Origin of the sequence: Conyzicola lurida, assembly GCF_014204935.1 — a bacterium.
Taxonomy (GTDB): domain Bacteria; phylum Actinomycetota; class Actinomycetes; order Actinomycetales; family Microbacteriaceae; genus Conyzicola; species Conyzicola lurida.
This window is the reverse complement of the sequence record NZ_JACHMJ010000001.1, coordinates 1274134-1291424: the sequence shown is the minus strand read 5'-3', so window position 1 is coordinate 1291424 and position 17291 is coordinate 1274134. Positions and strand designations below refer to the sequence as shown.

At 70.4% G+C, this 17291-nt stretch carries 17 protein-coding genes and 1 pseudogene; 7 read left to right on the top strand and 11 right to left on the bottom strand.

Annotated elements, in window-relative coordinates; translation table 11 throughout:
- Positions 1 to 8 precede the first annotated feature (8 nt).
- Positions 9 to 401: a hypothetical protein gene (locus HD599_RS06215; protein WP_184234769.1), complete on the bottom strand. Its 393-nt coding sequence runs from the start codon at positions 399 to 401 to the stop codon at positions 9 to 11.
- 147 nt (positions 402 to 548) lie between these two features.
- On the opposite strand from HD599_RS06215, the gene HD599_RS06210 reads away from it, so the two are divergent.
- A complete protein-coding gene (locus tag HD599_RS06210) occupies positions 549 to 953 on the top strand; it encodes a hypothetical protein (RefSeq protein WP_184234767.1) in 405 nt (134 codons plus the stop codon).
- Positions 954 to 976: 23 nt separating this feature from the next.
- On the opposite strand, the gene HD599_RS06205 is transcribed toward HD599_RS06210, so the two are convergent.
- Entirely contained in the window at positions 977 to 1441 is a 465-nt protein-coding gene (locus tag HD599_RS06205; protein ID WP_184234765.1) for a VOC family protein, read from the bottom strand.
- Positions 1442 to 1518: 77 nt separating this feature from the next.
- Between HD599_RS06205 and HD599_RS06200 the strand changes: the two genes are divergently transcribed.
- On the top strand, positions 1519 to 2037 hold the full coding sequence (locus HD599_RS06200; protein ID WP_184234762.1) for a hypothetical protein: 519 nt from the start codon (positions 1519 to 1521) through the stop codon (positions 2035 to 2037).
- Here the strand turns inward: HD599_RS06200 and HD599_RS06195 are convergent.
- Both HD599_RS06195 and HD599_RS06190 read right to left on the bottom strand, forming a co-directional pair.
- Positions 2020 to 2844 carry a hypothetical protein gene (locus HD599_RS06195; RefSeq protein ID WP_184234759.1) on the bottom strand — a complete coding sequence of 275 codons (825 nt, stop codon included), beginning with the start codon at positions 2842 to 2844 and terminating at the stop codon, positions 2020 to 2022. The genes HD599_RS06200 and HD599_RS06195 overlap by 18 nt on opposite strands.
- Entirely contained in the window at positions 2841 to 5480 is a 2640-nt protein-coding gene (locus HD599_RS06190) for a DUF4062 domain-containing protein (RefSeq protein WP_184234756.1), read from the bottom strand. Before HD599_RS06190 ends, HD599_RS06195 begins: the two co-directional genes overlap by 4 nt.
- A gap of 85 nt (positions 5481 to 5565) precedes the next feature.
- Here HD599_RS06190 and HD599_RS06185 point away from each other — a divergent pair, with 85 nt between their 5' ends.
- On the top strand, positions 5566 to 7071 hold the full coding sequence (locus HD599_RS06185; RefSeq protein WP_184234753.1) for an NAD(P)/FAD-dependent oxidoreductase: 1506 nt from the start codon (positions 5566 to 5568) through the stop codon (positions 7069 to 7071).
- Positions 7072 to 7094: 23 nt separating this feature from the next.
- Here HD599_RS06185 and HD599_RS06180 read toward each other — a convergent pair whose 3' ends face one another.
- Together HD599_RS06180 and HD599_RS06175 are read right to left on the bottom strand one after the other, a co-directional pair.
- Positions 7095 to 7562, bottom strand: coding sequence for a cupin domain-containing protein (locus HD599_RS06180; protein ID WP_343061916.1), 468 nt, complete (start codon positions 7560 to 7562; stop codon positions 7095 to 7097).
- Complete coding sequence (locus HD599_RS06175) at positions 7559 to 9268, bottom strand: AMP-binding protein (protein ID WP_184234750.1); 1710 nt, start codon at positions 9266 to 9268, stop codon at positions 7559 to 7561. Before HD599_RS06175 ends, HD599_RS06180 begins: the two co-directional genes overlap by 4 nt.
- 92 nt (positions 9269 to 9360) lie before the next feature.
- Here HD599_RS06175 and HD599_RS06170 point away from each other — a divergent pair, with 92 nt between their 5' ends.
- Complete coding sequence (locus HD599_RS06170; RefSeq protein WP_184234747.1) at positions 9361 to 9549, top strand: hypothetical protein; 189 nt, start codon at positions 9361 to 9363, stop codon at positions 9547 to 9549.
- Here the strand turns inward: HD599_RS06170 and HD599_RS06165 are convergent.
- Both HD599_RS06165 and HD599_RS06160 read right to left on the bottom strand, forming a co-directional pair.
- Positions 9546 to 10967 carry an APC family permease gene (locus HD599_RS06165; RefSeq protein WP_184234743.1) on the bottom strand — a complete coding sequence of 474 codons (1422 nt, stop codon included), beginning with the start codon at positions 10965 to 10967 and terminating at the stop codon, positions 9546 to 9548. The genes HD599_RS06170 and HD599_RS06165 overlap by 4 nt on opposite strands.
- A gap of 63 nt (positions 10968 to 11030) precedes the next feature.
- Positions 11031 to 11891 carry a phosphatase PAP2 family protein gene (locus HD599_RS06160; RefSeq protein ID WP_184234741.1) on the bottom strand — a complete coding sequence of 287 codons (861 nt, stop codon included), beginning with the start codon at positions 11889 to 11891 and terminating at the stop codon, positions 11031 to 11033.
- Between the two features lie 102 nt (positions 11892 to 11993).
- Between HD599_RS06160 and HD599_RS06155 the strand changes: the two genes are divergently transcribed.
- Entirely contained in the window at positions 11994 to 13031 is a 1038-nt protein-coding gene (locus HD599_RS06155) for an ATP-dependent DNA ligase (protein ID WP_184234738.1), read from the top strand.
- 68 nt (positions 13032 to 13099) lie between these two features.
- Here HD599_RS06155 and ligD read toward each other — a convergent pair whose 3' ends face one another.
- Positions 13100 to 14107 carry a non-homologous end-joining DNA ligase gene (gene ligD / locus HD599_RS06150; RefSeq protein WP_184234735.1) on the bottom strand — a complete coding sequence of 336 codons (1008 nt, stop codon included), beginning with the start codon at positions 14105 to 14107 and terminating at the stop codon, positions 13100 to 13102.
- Between the two features lie 125 nt (positions 14108 to 14232).
- On the opposite strand from ligD, the gene HD599_RS06145 reads away from it, so the two are divergent.
- Both HD599_RS06145 and HD599_RS06140 read left to right on the top strand, forming a co-directional pair.
- Positions 14233 to 15168 carry a phosphodiester glycosidase family protein gene (locus tag HD599_RS06145; RefSeq protein ID WP_184234733.1) on the top strand — a complete coding sequence of 312 codons (936 nt, stop codon included), beginning with the start codon at positions 14233 to 14235 and terminating at the stop codon, positions 15166 to 15168.
- A pseudogene (locus tag HD599_RS06140) lies at positions 15165 to 16166 on the top strand (GtrA family protein); the annotation flags it as partial. The gene HD599_RS06145 and the pseudogene HD599_RS06140, both read left to right, overlap by 4 nt.
- A 32-nt stretch (positions 16167 to 16198) precedes the next feature.
- Here the strand turns inward: HD599_RS06140 and HD599_RS17920 are convergent.
- Together HD599_RS17920 and HD599_RS06135 are read right to left on the bottom strand one after the other, a co-directional pair.
- On the bottom strand, positions 16199 to 16510 hold the full coding sequence (locus tag HD599_RS17920; RefSeq protein WP_343061913.1) for an AzlD domain-containing protein: 312 nt from the start codon (positions 16508 to 16510) through the stop codon (positions 16199 to 16201).
- Positions 16507 to 17229, bottom strand: coding sequence for an AzlC family ABC transporter permease (locus HD599_RS06135; RefSeq protein ID WP_343061912.1), 723 nt, complete (start codon positions 17227 to 17229; stop codon positions 16507 to 16509). The genes HD599_RS17920 and HD599_RS06135 overlap by 4 nt, the downstream gene beginning before the upstream one ends.
- Positions 17230 to 17291 lie beyond the last annotated feature (62 nt).

Here is a 17291-nt window from a genome sequence, read left to right as displayed (position 1 = left end):
GGACGTGGTCAGCGGGCTGCCTCCACCGGCACCGGAGTGACGGTGCAGATCTCGACGGCGGAGTCGAGGTTGCGCAGCAGGTAGCGGTAGGCGTCCGACCGCTGTTCCTCGTCGTAGTCGTCCCGGTAGCTCCAGCTCACCGTGACCCAGGCGACATTGCTGCTGACGCTCTCGATCGACCCGACGGTGGCGACCACCTGGACGGCGTCGTCGTCCTTCTCGTCGTCACGGAAGGCGTCCATCACTTCGTCGGGGCTGGTGATCGCCCGGCTCGCCGTGTCGGTGATGACGATCGAGGGGTACGCGTAGCAGCGCGCGATCGCCTCGAGGTTGTTGTGGGTCAGCGCGTCGCCGTACCCGTCGAAGAACTGTTCTGCACGGTCGCGTTCCAGCTGCGTCATAGTAGCTCCCCCAATGTGAATTACGCTCAATCGTAAATCCGGCTAATTCGGTTAGGACAGGCTTAGTCGCCGAAATTAGGTAATCGGGCGACCTGACCTCGGTAGTTTTCCTTCGTCACCTCGGTATCCCGGTGCTACATTCGTGCCGTGGCAGAGCAATGGATCGCTTTCCACCGTCCGAGCGACGGGGAGCTGACCGGATACCTCGACCCGTCGGGCGAGGACGGGCGATTCGTGCCGCTCAACCTGATCGGCCATCCGCTCGGCGAACCCGGCACGCGCACCGAGGCGGAGTCGGTGCTCGGAGACCGCGGCCTGATCTCGCTCGCCAACTACTGGTGGTGCCTCGCACCCCGCCCGCTGCGGGATGACTCGGACCTGCGTCATCCCGAACCGCACTGGGAATGGCGACGCGTCGTCATCGTCGAGCTCGACAAGAACGAGTGCACGGTGCGGGTGGCGTTGCCCGACCCGGACGAGGAAGACGCGGTCGCGACGATCACGCTGCCGGCCGACGACGTGCTGCGGGTCGGCCCGCCGCACCGCGACTGACGAGTTGCTCGACCGACGACGGTTCAGGCCGCTTCGAGGTCGGCGATGACGATCTTCTGCATACCGAGCATCGCCTGCATCACGCGACCCGCCCGTTCGGGGTCGGGGTCGCCGAGCAGCTCGCCCAGCCGCGGGGGCACGATCTGCCACGACAGGCCGAAGCGGTCCTTGAGCCAGCCGCACTGGCTCGGCGCTCCCCCGTCGGCGATGAGAGCGTCCCAGTAGCGGTCGATCTTCTCCTGGGTGTCGGCCTGGACGAAGAACGAGAACGCCTCGGTGAACGGGAACTGCGGGCCGGCGTTGAGGGCCTGCACCTCGAGGCCGTCGAGCACGAACGACACAGACATCACCGATCCCGGCTCCCCCGGGCTCCCATCCGGGTAGCGCCCGACGTTGAGGATGCGCGAGTCGGGGAAGAGCGAGACGTACAATTCGGCCGCCTCGTAGGCGTCCTTGTCGAACCAGAGGAAGGGGCTGATGGACGACATGATTCTCCCGTTCGTCGTTCGCGATGACTCAGGATAACGATGCGATCGCCCGCCCCGCCATGCTTCACACTGGACGGATGACCTCGACGAGCCCCGCCCGGCAACGCCCCACCCCCGAACAGCTCGTGCCGTACTTGAAGGAGCGCGTCTACGTCTCGTTCATCGGGCTCGCCGTGCTGCTCGGGCTCAATGCGCACGCGTCCGACACCGAGCCGCTGACCGCCGTGACGTCGCTGCTGATCGCGGCCGTCGGCGCCGGCTCGGCGGGACTCGTCAGCGACATCATCGCCCACCTCGGCGTGCACGGCCACCTGCCGAAGGCGGCGGAGTTCGCCGGCCTGGTACGGGTGTCGTCGGGCGCTCTCGCCACGGTCGTGCTGCCGGTCGTCGTGCTGGTGCTCGCCGTCGTCGGGTGGATCCCGGTGGAGACGGCCCTCGCGGTCGCGATCGCGATCATGGCGCTCACCCTCGGCGCGGTCGGCTACCTCGCGGTGTTCCGGTCGTCGCTGCGATGGTGGGCGAAGCTCGCCGTCTTCTTCGCGCTCCTGGTCTTCGGCCTGGCCGTGATCCTCGTGCAGCTACTCGCCCACGGCTGACGGGGCCCGCCGCCGCTCGCAGTAGGCGTAGAAAGCGACGTAGGCGAGCAGCGACCCGACGAGGCCGACGATGAGCGCCGCGACGACGGGACGCGGGCCGACCAGATCGGCGCGGGCGATGACCAGCGCCAGCACGATGAAGCCGAGGCTCACCAGCTGCGCCTGGAAGATCAACCGGAACGCGCTCCACCGCGCGTCGCGCAGCAGGAACAGGTTCACCGCGCCGGGCAGGGTCAGGATCGCCCCGACCACGCGGGCGGTGAGCGGGGTGAGCGACCACGCCCAGGCCTCCGTCGCGAGCGTCGGCACGGCGAAGAGCGTCAGCCCGCAGACGAGCGACGCGGCCCCCACCACCGCCAGCAGCGCCCGGGCGGGCAGTGGGATCGCGAAGTCGCCGCGGTCGGGCGTCGCCGGGTCGGCATCCCAGTTGCGCAACGTCACCGCCAGCACGGCGAACGGCGTCGTCAGGTACAGCGTCGTCCAGGTGATGAACGAGATGTGCCCGAAGTGGAACCGGTCCCAGTGCAGCAGTGTCGCGATACCGAGCAGGCTGGCGAACAGGATGACGGCGGGAAAGCCGTACTTCACGTGGTGCCAGCGCCGCGCGCGCAACACCCGGCCGAAGAACCAGATGCCGCCGATGTAGGCGCAGCCGAGGAACATGGCGCTGAGCCGCGGCTCGATCGTCCAGGCGAAGAGCTCCCCGGTCGTGGTCGGCAGCAGGTAGAGAAGCACGCTCGCCACCACGAGGAACGGGATGATCACGGCGGCCACGACGCGCGTGGCCGTCCGTACCGCGTCGGTCATTCGAGGGCCCCGGATGACGGCCGGCTGACGGTCACCGCTGCCGGAGGGGCGTCCGACAGTGCCTCGGCGACCGCGTCCTCCGCGGAGAGCTCCCGGCCGAGCACGCGGGCGGTCGCGAACTCTCCCGCCCGGTCCCCCGCGAGGATGCGCTCGACGATGCCGCGGTGGAAGGAGAACGCGGCGGCGTTGAAAATGCCGCGCTCCTCGCGCAGCCGGTCGGCGGCGCCGAGCAGCCGCCCGGCCCGGTCGACGTCGCCCTCGGTCGCGACGACGGCGACGAGCCCCTCGAGACCGTAGGCGATCCCCTCTTCGTGGCCGAGCTCGGCCGCGAGGGTCACGCTGCGTGCGAACAGGCCGCGAGCCGCACCCAGGTCGCCGCCGAGCAGCTTGGCCCAGCCGAGATGGTGCAGCGCGATCGTCTCACCCAGGCTGTCCCGCTCGCGCCGAGTGATCGCCAACCCCTCGTCGAACCGGTTGATGGCGCGGTGCAGCTGGTTCTGCAGCAGCGCGACCCGGCCGAGCGACACCAGCACGAGGGACTCTCCCCAGGCGTCATCCGACTCACGGAACAGCGTGAGACTCGTTTCGAGCTCGTCGTCGGCACGGGCGGGGTCGGGCGGGTCGTCCGCGAGCATCGCGAGGGCGAGCGACACCCGCGCGAGCGCCTCGCCCGCCGGGTTCTGCTCGCGCTCGAACAGCTCGGCGCTCTCGGTGAGTCCCGCGACGACGACGACGGCGGGGTCCTGCCAGAAGGTGATGGCCCGGGTGAAATAGAGCGCGATGGCCCGGGTCTCGTCGCGGAGCTCGTCGCCCGAGGAGAGCGGCACGTCCATCCAGCCGCGCACCTCGCCGAGCAGACCGCCGATCCACCAGTACAGGTAGAGGTACCAGGCGAACTCGGCCGCGCGGTCCCACTCGCGACGGTCGAGCAGATAGCGCACCGTCGCACGAAGATTGGGGGTGTCCTCGCGCAGCTGCTGCACGAGCTCGCGCTGGCGGTGCCCCTCGATAGCGATCTCGATGTCGCGCCCCGATTCGATGAAGAAGGCGGCGTGCCGCTCGCGGGTCGCCGCCAGGGTGCCGTTCTCCTCCAGCCGTTCGAGCGCGTACTCGCGCACCGAGGCGAGCATGGTGAAGTACGACCGCTCGCGCAAGTCCTGCTGGCGCACGAGCGAGTTGTCGACGAGCACCGCGAGGTTGCCGAGGGCGTCGTCGCCGCCGACCGCCTCCGCGGCCTCGAGCGAGAACCCGCCCTCGAAGACGCCGAGCATGAACAGCAGGTTCTTCTCGCTCTCGCCGAGCAGCCCGGTGCTCCACTCGATCGTGTTGCGCAGGGTCTGCTGGCGCTCGGGCAGGTCGCGCATGCCCCACACCGGCAACGGCAGCCCGCGCTCGTGCCGTTCCAACATCGCGGCGGGGGTCAGCACCCGGATGCGGGCCGCGGCGAGTTCGAGCGCGAGGGGCACGCCGTCGAGCGCCACGCAGATGCGCGCGACGGCCTCGACGTTCTCCGGCGTCACCTCGAAGTCCGGACGCACGGCGTGGGCGCGTTCGACGAAGAGGGCGACGGATGGCGCGGCGAGCACGTCGGCGACGGTGAGACCCCGCCCCAGCGTCGGCAGCGCGAGCGGGCCGACCTCGACGCTCTGCTCGGCGGACACGCGCACCAGGGCACGGCTCGTGAGCAGGAGGGTGAGTCCGGGTGCCGCGCGCAGCAGGTCGACGAACAGCGGAGCGGCGCCGAGCACCTGTTCGACGTTGTCGAGCACCAGCAGCAGGCGGCGGGTGCGGATGGCGGTCGTCAGCTTCTCGACGAGCGGCGCATCGCCGGGGTCGCGCACGCCGAGGGCCGCCGCGATCGCGTTCACCACGAGGGCCGGGTCGTGAACGGGCGCGAGGTCGACGAACACGACGCCGCCCGGGAAGTGGTCGGCCGCCCGCGACGCCGCCGCGACCGCGAGCCGGCTCTTGCCGATGCCGCCCGGGCCGGTGAGGGTGATGAAGCGGGCCGAATCGCGGCGCAGCAGAGCGTCGAGCCGATGCACCTCGGCGTCGCGGCCGATCAGCTCGGTGAGCTGTGTCGGCAGCGAGATCTCGGAGCTCTGCCGCGGAGTCTCCGCGGGCGGCAGTTCGTCGGCGGACGGCGGCGCGGCGGCCGTCCGGGAGGCGTCGAAACGCTCGGCGAGCAGGGTGGCGAGGTCGTTCTCGAGCAGCTGCCCGAACTCGCGCACCGAGGAGTAGTACTTGAACGAGGCGGTGTCGTCGGTGCGCACGCGGTCGAGCAGCTCGACCAGCCGTGGCTCGCGCTCGTCCACCGGATCCTTGATGTAGATGAGCTTGGGCAGGTGCCGTGGGGCGAGGTTGTACTCGTCCTCCAACCCCGACACTTCCTCGCCCGGCGCGACCCAGCCGTACCGCTCGGCGTAGAGGCCGACGAAGACGTCGCTCTGGGCGAGATAGGCGCGGTAGAGGTCACGGGGCGCGTGCGGGCGGGCACCGAGTTCGAACATCACGGGGGCGAGATGCAGCCGCTCCGCCGCGGCGCGCGCCACTCTGCGTTCGGGCGCGAGCTCTTTCAGCGTCGAGCTGATGAAGACTCGGAGTCGTTGGTCGGGTGTGCGAATGGAGCCAGTCATTCGTTCCATGGCTGGCAGTCTGCGCGCGTCGCCGCGTGCTGTCTAGTGAGTGCGCCGACCTGCCCGGCCCGTGTAGGCCTGTCGCATGACGAATCCCGACCCCGCACCCCTGCCCGTCGTCCTTCTGTCGCTCGCCCACCCGCCGGCTCTGACCTTCACCGCCGACGAACTCTCCAAGCGGCTCGGCGCCGACTACCGCGTGCTCGCGGTCGCCGACGGCGGGGAAGAGCAGCTCTCCCGCACCGCCGCCGACGGTCACCCGGCGGCTCTCGTACTGAGCGACGACGTGACCGGTACGCTCTTCGCCGCGACCCGCCGCCTGTTCCCCACCGCCCGCCGCGCCCTCGTGATCGAGTGGGGCGACTGGGCGGACCCCGACGTGGCCGCGGGCGTGCTGCGGCTGATGGCGTCGACGCTCATCGACTACTACGTGGTGCGGCCCCGCCAGCCGGCCGACGAGTACTTCCACCGCACGGTGACCGACCTGCTGCTCGACTGGCGGCGCAGCACCGACGACTCCCCCGCCGACATCACGGCCGTGCGCGGCGACCCCGACCTCGCCCGCGCGCACGGTCTGTCGACGGAGCTGCCCGCCGAACCCGTCGACCTCGCCATCGTCGGTGCCGGACCCGCCGGTCTCGCGGCGGCCGTGTACGCGGCATCGGAGGGCCTGTCGACGCTCGTCGTCGAGCAGCGGGCGGTGGGCGGCCAGGCCGGATCGAGCTCGCTGATCCGCAACTACCTCGGCTTCGCCCGCGGGGTGTCGGGGGTCGAGTTGGCCGAGCGCGCCTACCAGCAGGCCTGGGTGTTCGGGGCGCGGTTCGCCCTAACCCGGGAGGTCGTCGGGATGTCGGTGATCGACGGCCGCAGCGTGCTCGCCGTCGCGCCGAACGAGACGGTCACCGCGCGCAGCGTGATCCTCGCCACCGGGGTCTCCTACCGTCGGCTCGCCATCCCCGGGCTCGACCCGTTCGTCGGTACCTCGGTGTTCTACGGGGCGTCGGCGCTCGAGGCCAAGGAGCAGACCGGCCGGGTCGTGCTCGTCGTGGGCGGCGGCAACTCGGCGGGACAGGCGGCGCTGCACCTCGCCCGCTACGCCGCGTCGGTGTCGCTCGTGGTGCGCGGCGCGGATCTGGCCGACAGCATGTCCCAGTACCTGATCGACGAGCTGGCGGCGGCGGATGTCGCGATCCTGACGGAAGCGAAGGTGGCGGGCGGCGGCGGCACCGACGGGCGGCTCGACCACGTGGTGCTCGCCGACCGCGTGTCCGGACGCCGGTCGACCGTGCGCTGCGACGCGCTGTTCATCACGATCGGCGCCGCCCCGCACACCGACTGGGTGCCGCCGGAGGTTCTGCGCGACCGCTGGGGCTACGTCATCACCGGCGCCGACGTGCTGACCGAGGGTGGCCGGCGGGCGTGGCCGCACGAGCAGCCTCCCGCGCCGCTCGAGTCGTCGCTGCCCGGCTTTTTCGCGGTGGGCGACGTGCGACGCGGCTCGGTGAAGCGCGTCGCATCGGCGGTCGGCGAGGGGTCGGTGGTGGTGAGCTCGGTGCACGCGTACCTGGCTGCGCACCCCCGGACGGACTAGGCGCGCGGGTTGCCGCGGGCGTACTAGATCGCGAGCGTGAAGTCGGCGAAGTCGAACCCGGGCGACACGAGACAGCTCACGAGGGAGTCGTGGTCGGCCGGCAGTGTCCGCTGCCAGACGTTCGGGGCGATCTCGAACTGCGGGGTCTCGCCTGCGGCGGCGTCCGCGCCGAGCCGCACCGTGGCATCCGTCGCCGGTGTTTCGCCGGACCCGCCGGTCTCGAGGACGACGGGGCCGAGGCCGCCGCCGATCCAGATCTCGGTCGACGCGACACGGTGCCAGGCCGAGGCCTCGCCCGCGGGGAGCAGGAAGACGATGAGCGTGCCGGCCGGACGGTCGCCCGCGGGTGTCGCGACCGTGTCGGCCGAGGCCCAGGTGCGTCGGTACCAGCCGCCCTCGGGGTGCGGCTCGAGTTCGAGGTGACGGGCGAGGGGCGGCACCTCGAGCTCCTCGACGAACGCGCCGTCGGCCGTGCGGCGCACCGCCCTCACGAGCGGCCCTTCAACTGCGGGAACTGGTCGTCGCGCCACTCGTCGGGAAGGCGCAGCCCGGCGGCCGCCGCTTCGTTCTCGCGCTCGCGCAGCTCGACGCGGCGGATCTTGCCCGAGTTGGTCTTCGGCAGCTCGAAGAACTCGATGCGGCGCACCCGGAAGTACGGCGGCAGGCTGACGCGGGCGTGGTGCAGGATCTCGAGCGCGGTCGCCTCGGACGGCTCCCACCCGGCGGCGAGCACGATGTACGCCTTGGTGATGTTGAGGCGCGTGTCGTCGGGCGCCGGTACCACCGCGGCCTCGGCGACGGCCGCGTGTTCGATCAGCGCGCTCTCCACCTCGAACGGGGAGACCTTGTAGTCGCTCGATTTGAAGATGTCGTCGGTGCGGCCGACGAACGTGATGTAGCCGTTCTCGTCGCGCACGGCGACGTCGCCGGTGTGGAAATACCCGTCGCGGACCACGTCGGCGCTGCGCTCGGGATCGCCGTGGTAACCGGCCATCAGGTTGACCGCCGGCGAGGAGAGATCGAGGCAGATCTCGCCCTCGTCGGAGAGCTCTCCCGTGAGCGGGTCGACCAGCACGACCTTCACGCCGGGCAGCGGGATGCCCATCGAGCCGGCCTTGAGCGCGGAGCCGGGGGCGTTCGCGATGATCGCGGTGGTCTCGGTCTGGCCGTAGTCGTCGCGGATCACGAGTCCCCACGCGCGCTGCACCTGGCTGATCACCTCGGGGTTGAGCGGCTCGCCCGCGGAGAGCGCCTCGCGCAGGTGGGACGGCTTCGCGCCGAGCTGCGACTGGATCAGCATGCGCCAGACGGTGGGCGGGGCGCAGAAGGTAGTGACCTCTGCCCGCTCGAGCTGGACCCGCAGGGCGGCGGGGTCGAACCTGCTGTAGTTGTAGACGAAGACCGTCGCCTCGGCGTTCCACGGGGCGAAGAAGCAGCTCCACGCGTGCTTGCCCCAGCCGGGCGAGCTGATGGCGAGATGCACGTCGCCGGGCTGCAGGCCGAGCCAGTACATCGTCGAGAGGTGGCCCACCGGGTACGACGACTGCGTGTGGACGACCATCTTCGGTTTGCTGGTGGTGCCCGAGGTGAAGTAGATGAGCGACGGGTCGCCCGTCAGGACGGCGACGGGCGTGGGCGCCGCGGTCTCGGCGGCCGAGTCGGTGTACGGCACCCAACCGGGCAGGCTGTCGCCGATCAGGATGCGCGTGAAGCCGTCGCCGAGCGCGTCGAACTTCGGCGCGTCCTCGACGTTGGCGATGACGTGGGTGACGCCGGCGCGCTCGATACGGTCGGAGAGATCGGCGGAGGTGAGCACGGTCGAGGTCGGCAGGATGACGGCGCCGGACTTCATGATGGCGAGCATCGATTCCCACAGCTCGACCTGGTTGCCGAGCATCAGCATGACGTGGTCGCCCGCGCCGACACCGAGGCGCTGCAGCCACGCGGCGACCTGGTCGGAGCGGCGGCGCATCGCGTCGAAGGTGACCTTCTGCTCGCTGCCGTCCTCCTCGACGATCCACAGAGCGGTCTTCTGGTTGCCCTCGGCGATCCGGTCGAACCAGTCGACCGACCAGTTGAACGCGGGACCGACGTCGGGCCAGGCGAACTCGGCCGCCGCCGCCTCGTGGTCGAGCCGTAGCTCGAGCAGTCGGTCGCGGGCGGTGCGGAAGGCGGTGGTGGGGGTGGCACGGGACATTCCTCCATCATCCTCCTCCGGGACCTTGTGCCCTGTCTCTGAGCATCGCTCGCGGCCTAACCTCGGAGGACACCGGGAGAAAAGAGAACACCATGATCGAGCGGACCGCCCACGGGCGACACGGCCACACCGTGACGGAGGTCCGGTGGACGACGCTCAAGGCCGATTACGCGCGGCGCTGCAGTTCGCAGCTGGCCGTGGCGGCGGAGCACCGCGCGGCGACGCTGCGGCGGCAGGCGACGGAGATCGAGCGCGACCGTGCGCTGAGCGGCGGGAACTAGTCCTCTCCGGTGAGGCCGGTGGCGTCATCCTTCACCGTGGTATTCGACCCGACCAGACGGCGGGCCAGCCAGGTGATCCCCCACAGCAGGACGCCGATCGCCAGCAGGACGCCCGCGATCTCGTACTGCTCGACCGGGCGCCCCGACGACCACGGCAGCACGAGGTAGGCGCAGGAGAGGGCCCCGATCACGGGGAGCACACGTCCGGCGTGGAAGTGCTCGTGCTCGACCATGTCGCGCCGTAGCACGAGGACGGTGCCGTTGACGACGGTGAACACGGCCAGCAGCAGGAGCGACGTCGTGCCGCCGAGCAGGGCCACGACCGACCCTTCCGTGTCGAGCGACACGTAGCTGATCAGGCCGACGGCGATGGCCGTGGTGAGCAGGATCGCCGCCCACGGGGTGCGGCGGCCGGGGTGGACGCGGCTGAGGAACGACGGGAGGACTCCGCGCTTGCTCATGCCGTAGAGCAGGCGGCTGGCCATCATCATGTTGATGAGCGCGCTGTTGGCGACGGCGAACATCGAGATGAACGGGATCAGGTCGGAGATCGGGAAGTCGGGGGCTGCCGTCTGCACGACCGTCACGAGCGGGGTCTCGTTGCCGGCGAGTTCGCCGATCGGCACGATCGCCACGGCGCAGATGGAGACGAGCACGTAGATGACGGCGGTGATGCCGAGGCCGGTGAGCATGATCCGCGGGAAGATGCGGCTCGGGTCCTTGGTCTCCTCCGCCATGTTGACCGAGTCCTCGAACCCGACCATCGCGAAGAACGCGAGCGACGTGGCGGTGCTGACCGCGACGAGGACGCCCTTGTCCTCCGGTGTCTCGAACGCGACGACCCGGGAGAAGTCCGCGTCGCCGCCGGCGATCGCCCAGAACCCGATGAGGATGACGAGCAGGAGGCCGGAGAGTTCGACCAGGGTGAGCACGACGTTGAGCATGACGCTCTCGGTGACCCCGCGGAAGTTCACGAGCATCACCAGCAGGATGAACCCGACCGCGATCGCCAGCACGGCACCGACACCGACGTCGAGCCCGAATCCGGCGACGAGGTTGACGGCGAAGGCCCGGGACGCCGCCGACGCCGACGTCAGCCCCGAGGACATCACCACGAAGCAGACGATGAAGCTGAAGAACTGGATGCCGAAGGCCTTGTGCACGTAGAGGGCGGCGCCGGCGGCCTGCGGGTACTTGGTGACCAGCTCGAGGTAGGAGAACGCGGTCACCGTCGCGACCGCGAACGCGACGAGGAACGGCAGCCAGGCGGCGCCGCCCACCTCCGCCGCGACCTGGCCGGTGAGGGCGTAGATGCCCGTGCCGAGGATGTCGCCGACGATGAAGAGCAGGAGCAGTTTCGGACCGATGGCCCGCTTCAGCTCGGTCGTCGGGGCGACGGTGGTCTGCATGGAACTCATGGTCCCTCCCGCTCTGCCTGTGAGGATGTCCCGTCGGGGGCTTACGTGCCCTCGATGATGCTCCTAGACGGGCGTCGTGGCAAGAGCGCGGCCGCGGGGAGCCGCGGCGACGACACCGCGCTGCACCCAGAGCACCGTCATCACGGCGAGCGAGACGGCGGCGAGGCACATGACCTGGCTGGCGAGCAGCAGGGTGTGCGTGGTCGCGAGCGACCGGTCGAGCGCGAGCGTGGCCGCGAAGGCGACGCTCGCCACGACGAGAACCACCCCGATCACGGCGCCGAGAACGAGGAGGGCGCGGGTTCCGGTGCTCGACCGCACGGGGACGGGGCCGCGATCGGGCAGGAGCAGCTGGGCGAGTGCCATCACCGCGACCACGAGCAGCAACCCCGCGATCACATCGCTCGCCCGGTGCCAGCCGAACTCGAGCAATTGCACGACGACGACGCCCAGCACGATCGAGGAGACGAGTGCGGCGACCGTGCGCGGCCGGGTCGGCAGCACGACCAGCAGGGCGCAGACGATCGAGGCGTAGGCCACGGTGTGCCCGCTCGGCAGGGTGTTCGCCGAGACATCGCCGAGGTAGTCGGGGCGGGCGAGCAGACCGTTCTTGAGCAGTTGCGACAGCACGGTACTGACGACCACGATGGCCACGCCGCGCACCGTCGCGCGCACCCGCCGCAGCGCCAGTCCGAGGAGGGCGATCACGGCGAGGGCGATCGCGAGGTTGAGGGGGCTCACGAGGGCGAGCAGTCCGCCCGGCCGGTCGAGGTAGGTGGAGGCGTCGAGCGCGCGGTTCTCGACGATCTGCCCGGGCCGGGTCAGCACACCGGCGGCGTAGACGAGGGCGAAGCCGACCGTGCTCGCGACGAGCACCACGACAGAGGTCGTTCGGGGCCGCTCCGACCGCCCTGGAATACGCACCCGCCAAGGGTACAAAGTCTGGCTGGGTTCTGCCTGCCGACGCGGCGCAAGCCCCGAGACCCGGTTTTCGCGGCGGCCCGCTCGCGGAGGATGATCCTTGGTATGCCCACCATCGCGCCCATGCTGGCCAAAGCCGTCGATTCCGTGCCCGCCGCCGACAGTGTCGAGGGCGGACTCGCCTACGAGCCGAAGTGGGACGGCTTCCGCGCGATCGTGCACTACGACGGCGAGTCGGTCGTGATCGACAGCCGCGGATCGAAACCGCTGACGCGGTATTTTCCCGATCTGGTGGATGCCTTCGCCCGGCTTCTCCCCGGACCGTGCGTTCTCGACGGGGAGATCGTGGTGCGCAGCGGAGCCCTGGGCAACGAACGACTGGACTGGGAGGCGCTCTCCGCCCGGATCCACCCGGCGGAGAGCCGGGTCGCCCAGCTCTCCCGGCAGACGCCCGCGAGCTTCGTCGCGTTCGACCTGTTGTCGCTCGACGGGGAGAGCCTCCTCGACTCGCCGTTCTCCGAGCGCCGCGCGGCCCTGGAGGGGTTCGCGTCGGGACTCGGCCAGCCCCTGCACCTCAGCCAGATCACGACCGACGCCGAGCTCGCCACACGTTGGCTCACGGAGTTCGAGGGCGCCGGGCTCGACGGGGTCGTGGCGAAACCGCTCGCCGCGGTCTACTCCCCCGGCAAGCGGGTCATGCTCAAGGCGAAGCACCACCGCACGGCCGACGTCGTGGTGCTCGGCTACCGCGTGCACAAGAGCGGCAGCGGGGTGGGGTCGCTGCTGCTCGGCCTGTACGGCGACGACGGCGAGCTGCGGAATGTGGGCGGGATCTCGGCGTTCAGCGACAGACGCCGGGGCGAGCTCGTCGACGAGCTCGAGCCGCTCGTGCAGCGCGACGACGCCGGGGACGCGGTGCGGGGCGAGACGGAGCGCAGCCGGTTCTCCGCGGGCAAGGACGTCTCGTACGTGCGGCTCGAACCGACCCGGGTGGTCGAGGTGCGCTACGACCAGATGGAGGGCTCGCGCTTCCGGCACACGGTGCAGTTCGATCGCTGGCGGCCCGACCGCGACGCGCGCTCGTGCACCTTCGAGCAGCTGGAGATCCCGGTGGCGTACGACCTACGGAAGGTGCTGGCGTAGCGGGGCCCTGCCTGTCGAAGGCGGTCCCTGAGCCTGTCGAAGGCGGTCCCTGAGCCTGTCGAAGGGCGCTAGGCCTTCCGCGCCCTGCTCGGCTGCACGCGCGGCGGCTCCCCCGGCATCTTCGGGTAGTCGGGCGGGAACGGCAGTTCGCCGAGCCCGTCCGCCAGGTCGCGCTCCCACCAGCCGAGCAGCACGTCGATCGTGCCGGGCTTCGCCGCGAACGACGCCCACGGGTCGCCCGTGCTGGCGAGCCGGGCCGGGACGGTCAGGATCGTGAACTCCGCCGGGTCGGTGTTCTCGAGTTCGGCCCAGTCGAGCGGCGTGGAGACGGGGGCGTGCGGCAGGGGGCGCGGGCTGTACGCGCCCGCCATGGTGCGGTCGCGGTTGGCCTGGTTGTAGTCGACGAAGATCCTCTCGCCGCGCTCCTCCTTCCACCACGCGGTCGTGACCGCCTGCGGCATCCGTCTCTCTAATTCGCGCGCTGCGGCGATGACGGCGTGACGCACCTCGAGGAATTCGTGGGTCGGTTCCACCGGGGCGAAGACATGCAGACCGCGATTGCCGGATGTCTTCACGAACGTCTCGAGGCCGGCTTCGGCGAGTACCTCCCGCAGTTGCAGCGCCGCCGCGATGGCGTCGTCGAAGTCGGTCCCGGGCTGAGGGTCGAGGTCGATGCGCAGTTGGTCGGGGAAGTCGCTCGCATCGGCGCGGCTCGGCCACGGGTGGAAGACGACGGTGTTCATCTGCACGGCCCAGACGGCGGCGGCGATCTCGTCGATCACGAGCTGCGGGTGGGTGCGTCCGCTCGGGTAGACCACGGGCACGCTGCGCACGAAGTCGGGCGCCCCCTTCGGCGGGTTCTTCGAGAAGAACTGCTCGCCGTCCACGCCGCCCGGGAACCGCTGCAGCGACAGCGGGCGGCCGCCGTTCGCGGCGAGGAACGCGTCGCCGACCTCGACCACGTAGTTCGCGAGGTCGAGTTTGGTGATGCCGGGTTCCGGCCAGAGCACACGGCTCGGGCTGGAGAGCCGCAGCTCCCGGCCGCCGACAGACAGGGTGGTTGCTTCGCTTGCCATGGGGCCAACCTACCGACGGCAGCCGGGAGCGGACAGGCCTTGCCATAGCCGCCCCATAGGAACCTCACACCCGCATCCCGGCTGCGACCTTCGGTACTCCTAGATCGCGTGCGTATTCCTGAGACATGCGAAAAAGACAGCGCAATCTCATCATCGGCGGGGCGCTCACCGTGGCGCTCGTCCTCGGCGGCGGCACCTACTGGGCGCTCGACCGGTTCGTGATCGAACACGTCGCGATCTCCGACGTCGACGCGTACGAGGCGGAGAACTCGACGACGACCGCGACGACGACCGACTCGGACACGGCCGTCACCACCGACACCGGCTACGAGTCGGACGGCGCGACGATCACCATCTCGACGGTGGTCGAGGGTACGGGCGACGACACGGTCACCTACTACGTGGCCGACGTGCAGATCACCGACGCGACGGTGCTGCAGTCGGCATTCGCCGACAACAGTTTCGGCGAGAACATCACCGAGACGACGTCGGACATCGCCGAGGACAACAACGCGGTCTTCGCCATCAACGGCGACTACTACGGCTTCCGCGACACCGGCATCGTGATCCGCAACGGCGTCGTCTACCGCGACGAGGGCGCCCGCGAGGGGCTTGCCTTCTACACCGACGGCAGCGTGGAGGTGTACGACGAGACGGAGACCACCGCGGCGGACCTCCTCGCCGACGGCGTCTGGAACACCCTCTCGTTCGGTCCCGCGATCGTCGAGGACGGCAACATCGTGGACGGCATCGAAGACGTCGAGGTCGACACGAACGTCGGCAACCACTCCATCCAGGGCGAGCAGCCGCGCACCGCTGTCGGCGTGATCGACGACAACCACCTCGTGTTCGTCGTGGTCGACGGGCGCAGCCCCGGCTACAGCGCGGGCGTCACCATGACCGGGCTCGCCGAGATCATGCAGGGGCTCGGAGCGACGACGGCGTACAACATCGACGGCGGCGGGTCGTCGACGATGTACTTCGACGGCGAACTCGTGAACAACCCGCTCGGGACCGGGACCGAACGCGGCACCTCCGACATCCTCTACATCGAGGGGTGACGGCCGTGATCGTCCTGATCCCCGCCTTCGAACCGGGCGCCAGCCTCGCCGACGTCGTGCGCCAGTTGCGCATCGCCTCCCCCGCAACCCGGGTGCTCGTCGTCGACGACGGCAGCGGGCCGGCCTACGACCCCGCGCTCCGGGCGGCCCGTGCCGAGGACGCCGAGGTGCTGCGCTACGACGTCAACGCGGGCAAGGGCCACGCGCTCAAGGTCGGGCTGCGGCATATCCTTTCGACCTACCCCGGCGAAGACGTGGTGACCGCCGACTGCGACGGGCAGCACTGCACCGCCGACATCCTGCGGGTCGCCGAGCGGCTGCGCACCTCCGGCGGCGCGATGGTGCTGGGCGGCCGGCGGTTCGCGGGCGACGTGCCCGCTCGCAGCCGGTTCGGTAACGCCGTGTCGCGCGTGGGCTTCCGGCTCGTGACCGGCCTGTCGGTGCACGACACCCAGACCGGGCTGCGCGGATTCCCGGCCGGCATGCTCGACTGGCTGCTCGCCCTCGACGGCGAGCGGTTCGAGTACGAGCTGACGATGCTGCTGCGGTCGCGGGACGCGGGGGTCGCGATCGACGAGATCCCGATCGAAACGATCTACCTCGAGCAGAACGCGTCGTCGCACTTCCGCCCCGTGGTCGACTCGCTGCGGGTGATGCGGCCGCTGATCGTGTTCGCGGCGGTGTCGTTCGGATCGTTCGTCGTCGACGTCGTGGCACTCGAACTGCTCTACCTGGCGACGGGGTCGCTCGCGACATCCGTCGTCGGTGCCCGGCTGATCAGCGGTACCGGCAATTTCTTCGCCAACCGCCGGGTCGTGTTCCGCACGTCGGGCGGCGGCGTTCTGAGGCACGCGAGCCGCTACCTTGCCCTCGCGCTCACGCTGCTGGCGGCGAGTTACGGAGGTCTAGCCCTACTGACAGGCGTCGGGATGCCGCTGCTGGCGGCAAAGCTCATAACCGACGCCGCACTCTATGTCGTGAGCTATCTCGTGCAGCGCTGGTTCGTCTTCGGGCACGGTCGCCGGGGCGGCTACGGCAACCCGAGGAGCCGCAGACCCGCAGCGGCCGCCGCACCCACGATCACGACGACGAGGAACGGAGCGCGGAGCCACAGGGCGACCGCGGCGGCGACGAGCGCGCCGATGCGGGAGTCGACTACCAGGCCCTGACCGGTGGCCACGGTGTTCACCACCGTGAGCGACGCGAGCAGGCCGATGGTCAGCGTGCCGGCGACGCGGGCGAAGCGCGGATTGGCGAGCACCTTGCGCGGCACGAGGTAGCCGAGCAGCTTGGTGAGGTAGGCGACCACGCAGGCGACGAGGATCCAGAACCAGAGGCTCACGAGGTGGCCTCGCGCTTCGGTTCCACGTCGGGCTCGAGCCCCTCACCGCGGGGGCCGCTGCCGAACCAGCCGATCGCGGCGGCGACGACCGCCGCGACCAGAATCGGCACGCCGGCGGGCACGAACGGCACGGCGACGACGGTGACGAGGGCGCAGGCGACGGCAATCGCCCCGGCCTCGCGCGAGCGGAGACGCGGCCAGAGCAGGGCGAGGAACGCGGCGACCGCTGCCCCGTCGAGTCCCCACTGCTTCGGGTCGCCGAGGGCGTCGCCGGCGAGCGCCCCGACGAGGGTGAAGAGGTTCCAGAGCACGAAAATGCCCAGTCCCGCGACCCAGAAGCCCCGCTTCTGCTCGACCGGGTCGGTCTGGCCGGTGCTGGTCGCGAGTGACTCGTCGATAGTGACGTGTGCGGAGGCGAACCGCCGCCAGCCGGTCGGGTGCAGCAGGGCGTTCAGCTGCATGCCGTAGACGGTGTTGCGGATTCCGAGCAGGGCGGCGGCGGACGCCGCGGCTATGCCCGACCCGCCGCCGGCGATGACGCCGATGAAGGCGAACTGGGATCCGCCCGAGAACAGCAGCAGGCTAAGCACGCAGGTCTGCCAGACGTCGAGGCCCGACGCCACGGCGAGCGCCCCGAACGACATGCCGTACAGCCCCGTTGCCACGGCGATCGATGCCCCGACTCGCGCGCCCGGGGAATGTCGGAGGCTCGCGGTCACCGGTCAATCGTGCCAGTGCTTGTCCGGCCTGCGAAACCGGCGAGCCTTCCCAGACCGCAATT

Bases quoted from the DNA above. Each gene is read 5' to 3' on its own strand.
- HD599_RS06215 (WP_184234769.1), bottom strand. From the start codon at position 401: ATGACGCAGCTGGAACGCGACCGTGCAGAACAGTTCTTCGACGGGTAC.
- HD599_RS06205 (WP_184234765.1), bottom strand. From the start codon at position 1,441: ATGTCGTCCATCAGCCCCTTCCTCTGGTTCGACAAGGACGCCTACGAG.
- HD599_RS06200 (WP_184234762.1), top strand. From the start codon at position 1,519: ATGACCTCGACGAGCCCCGCCCGGCAACGCCCCACCCCCGAACAGCTC.
- HD599_RS06195 (WP_184234759.1), bottom strand. From the start codon at position 2,844: ATGACCGACGCGGTACGGACGGCCACGCGCGTCGTGGCCGCCGTGATC.
- HD599_RS06190 (WP_184234756.1), bottom strand. From the start codon at position 5,480: ATGACTGGCTCCATTCGCACACCCGACCAACGACTCCGAGTCTTCATC.
- HD599_RS06185 (WP_184234753.1), top strand. From the start codon at position 5,566: ATGACGAATCCCGACCCCGCACCCCTGCCCGTCGTCCTTCTGTCGCTC.
- HD599_RS06175 (WP_184234750.1), bottom strand. From the start codon at position 9,268: ATGTCCCGTGCCACCCCCACCACCGCCTTCCGCACCGCCCGCGACCGA.
- HD599_RS06170 (WP_184234747.1), top strand. From the start codon at position 9,361: ATGATCGAGCGGACCGCCCACGGGCGACACGGCCACACCGTGACGGAG.
- HD599_RS06165 (WP_184234743.1), bottom strand. From the start codon at position 10,967: ATGAGTTCCATGCAGACCACCGTCGCCCCGACGACCGAGCTGAAGCGG.
- HD599_RS06155 (WP_184234738.1), top strand. From the start codon at position 11,994: ATGCCCACCATCGCGCCCATGCTGGCCAAAGCCGTCGATTCCGTGCCC.
- ligD (WP_184234735.1), bottom strand. From the start codon at position 14,107: ATGGCAAGCGAAGCAACCACCCTGTCTGTCGGCGGCCGGGAGCTGCGG.
- HD599_RS06145 (WP_184234733.1), top strand. From the start codon at position 14,233: ATGCGAAAAAGACAGCGCAATCTCATCATCGGCGGGGCGCTCACCGTG.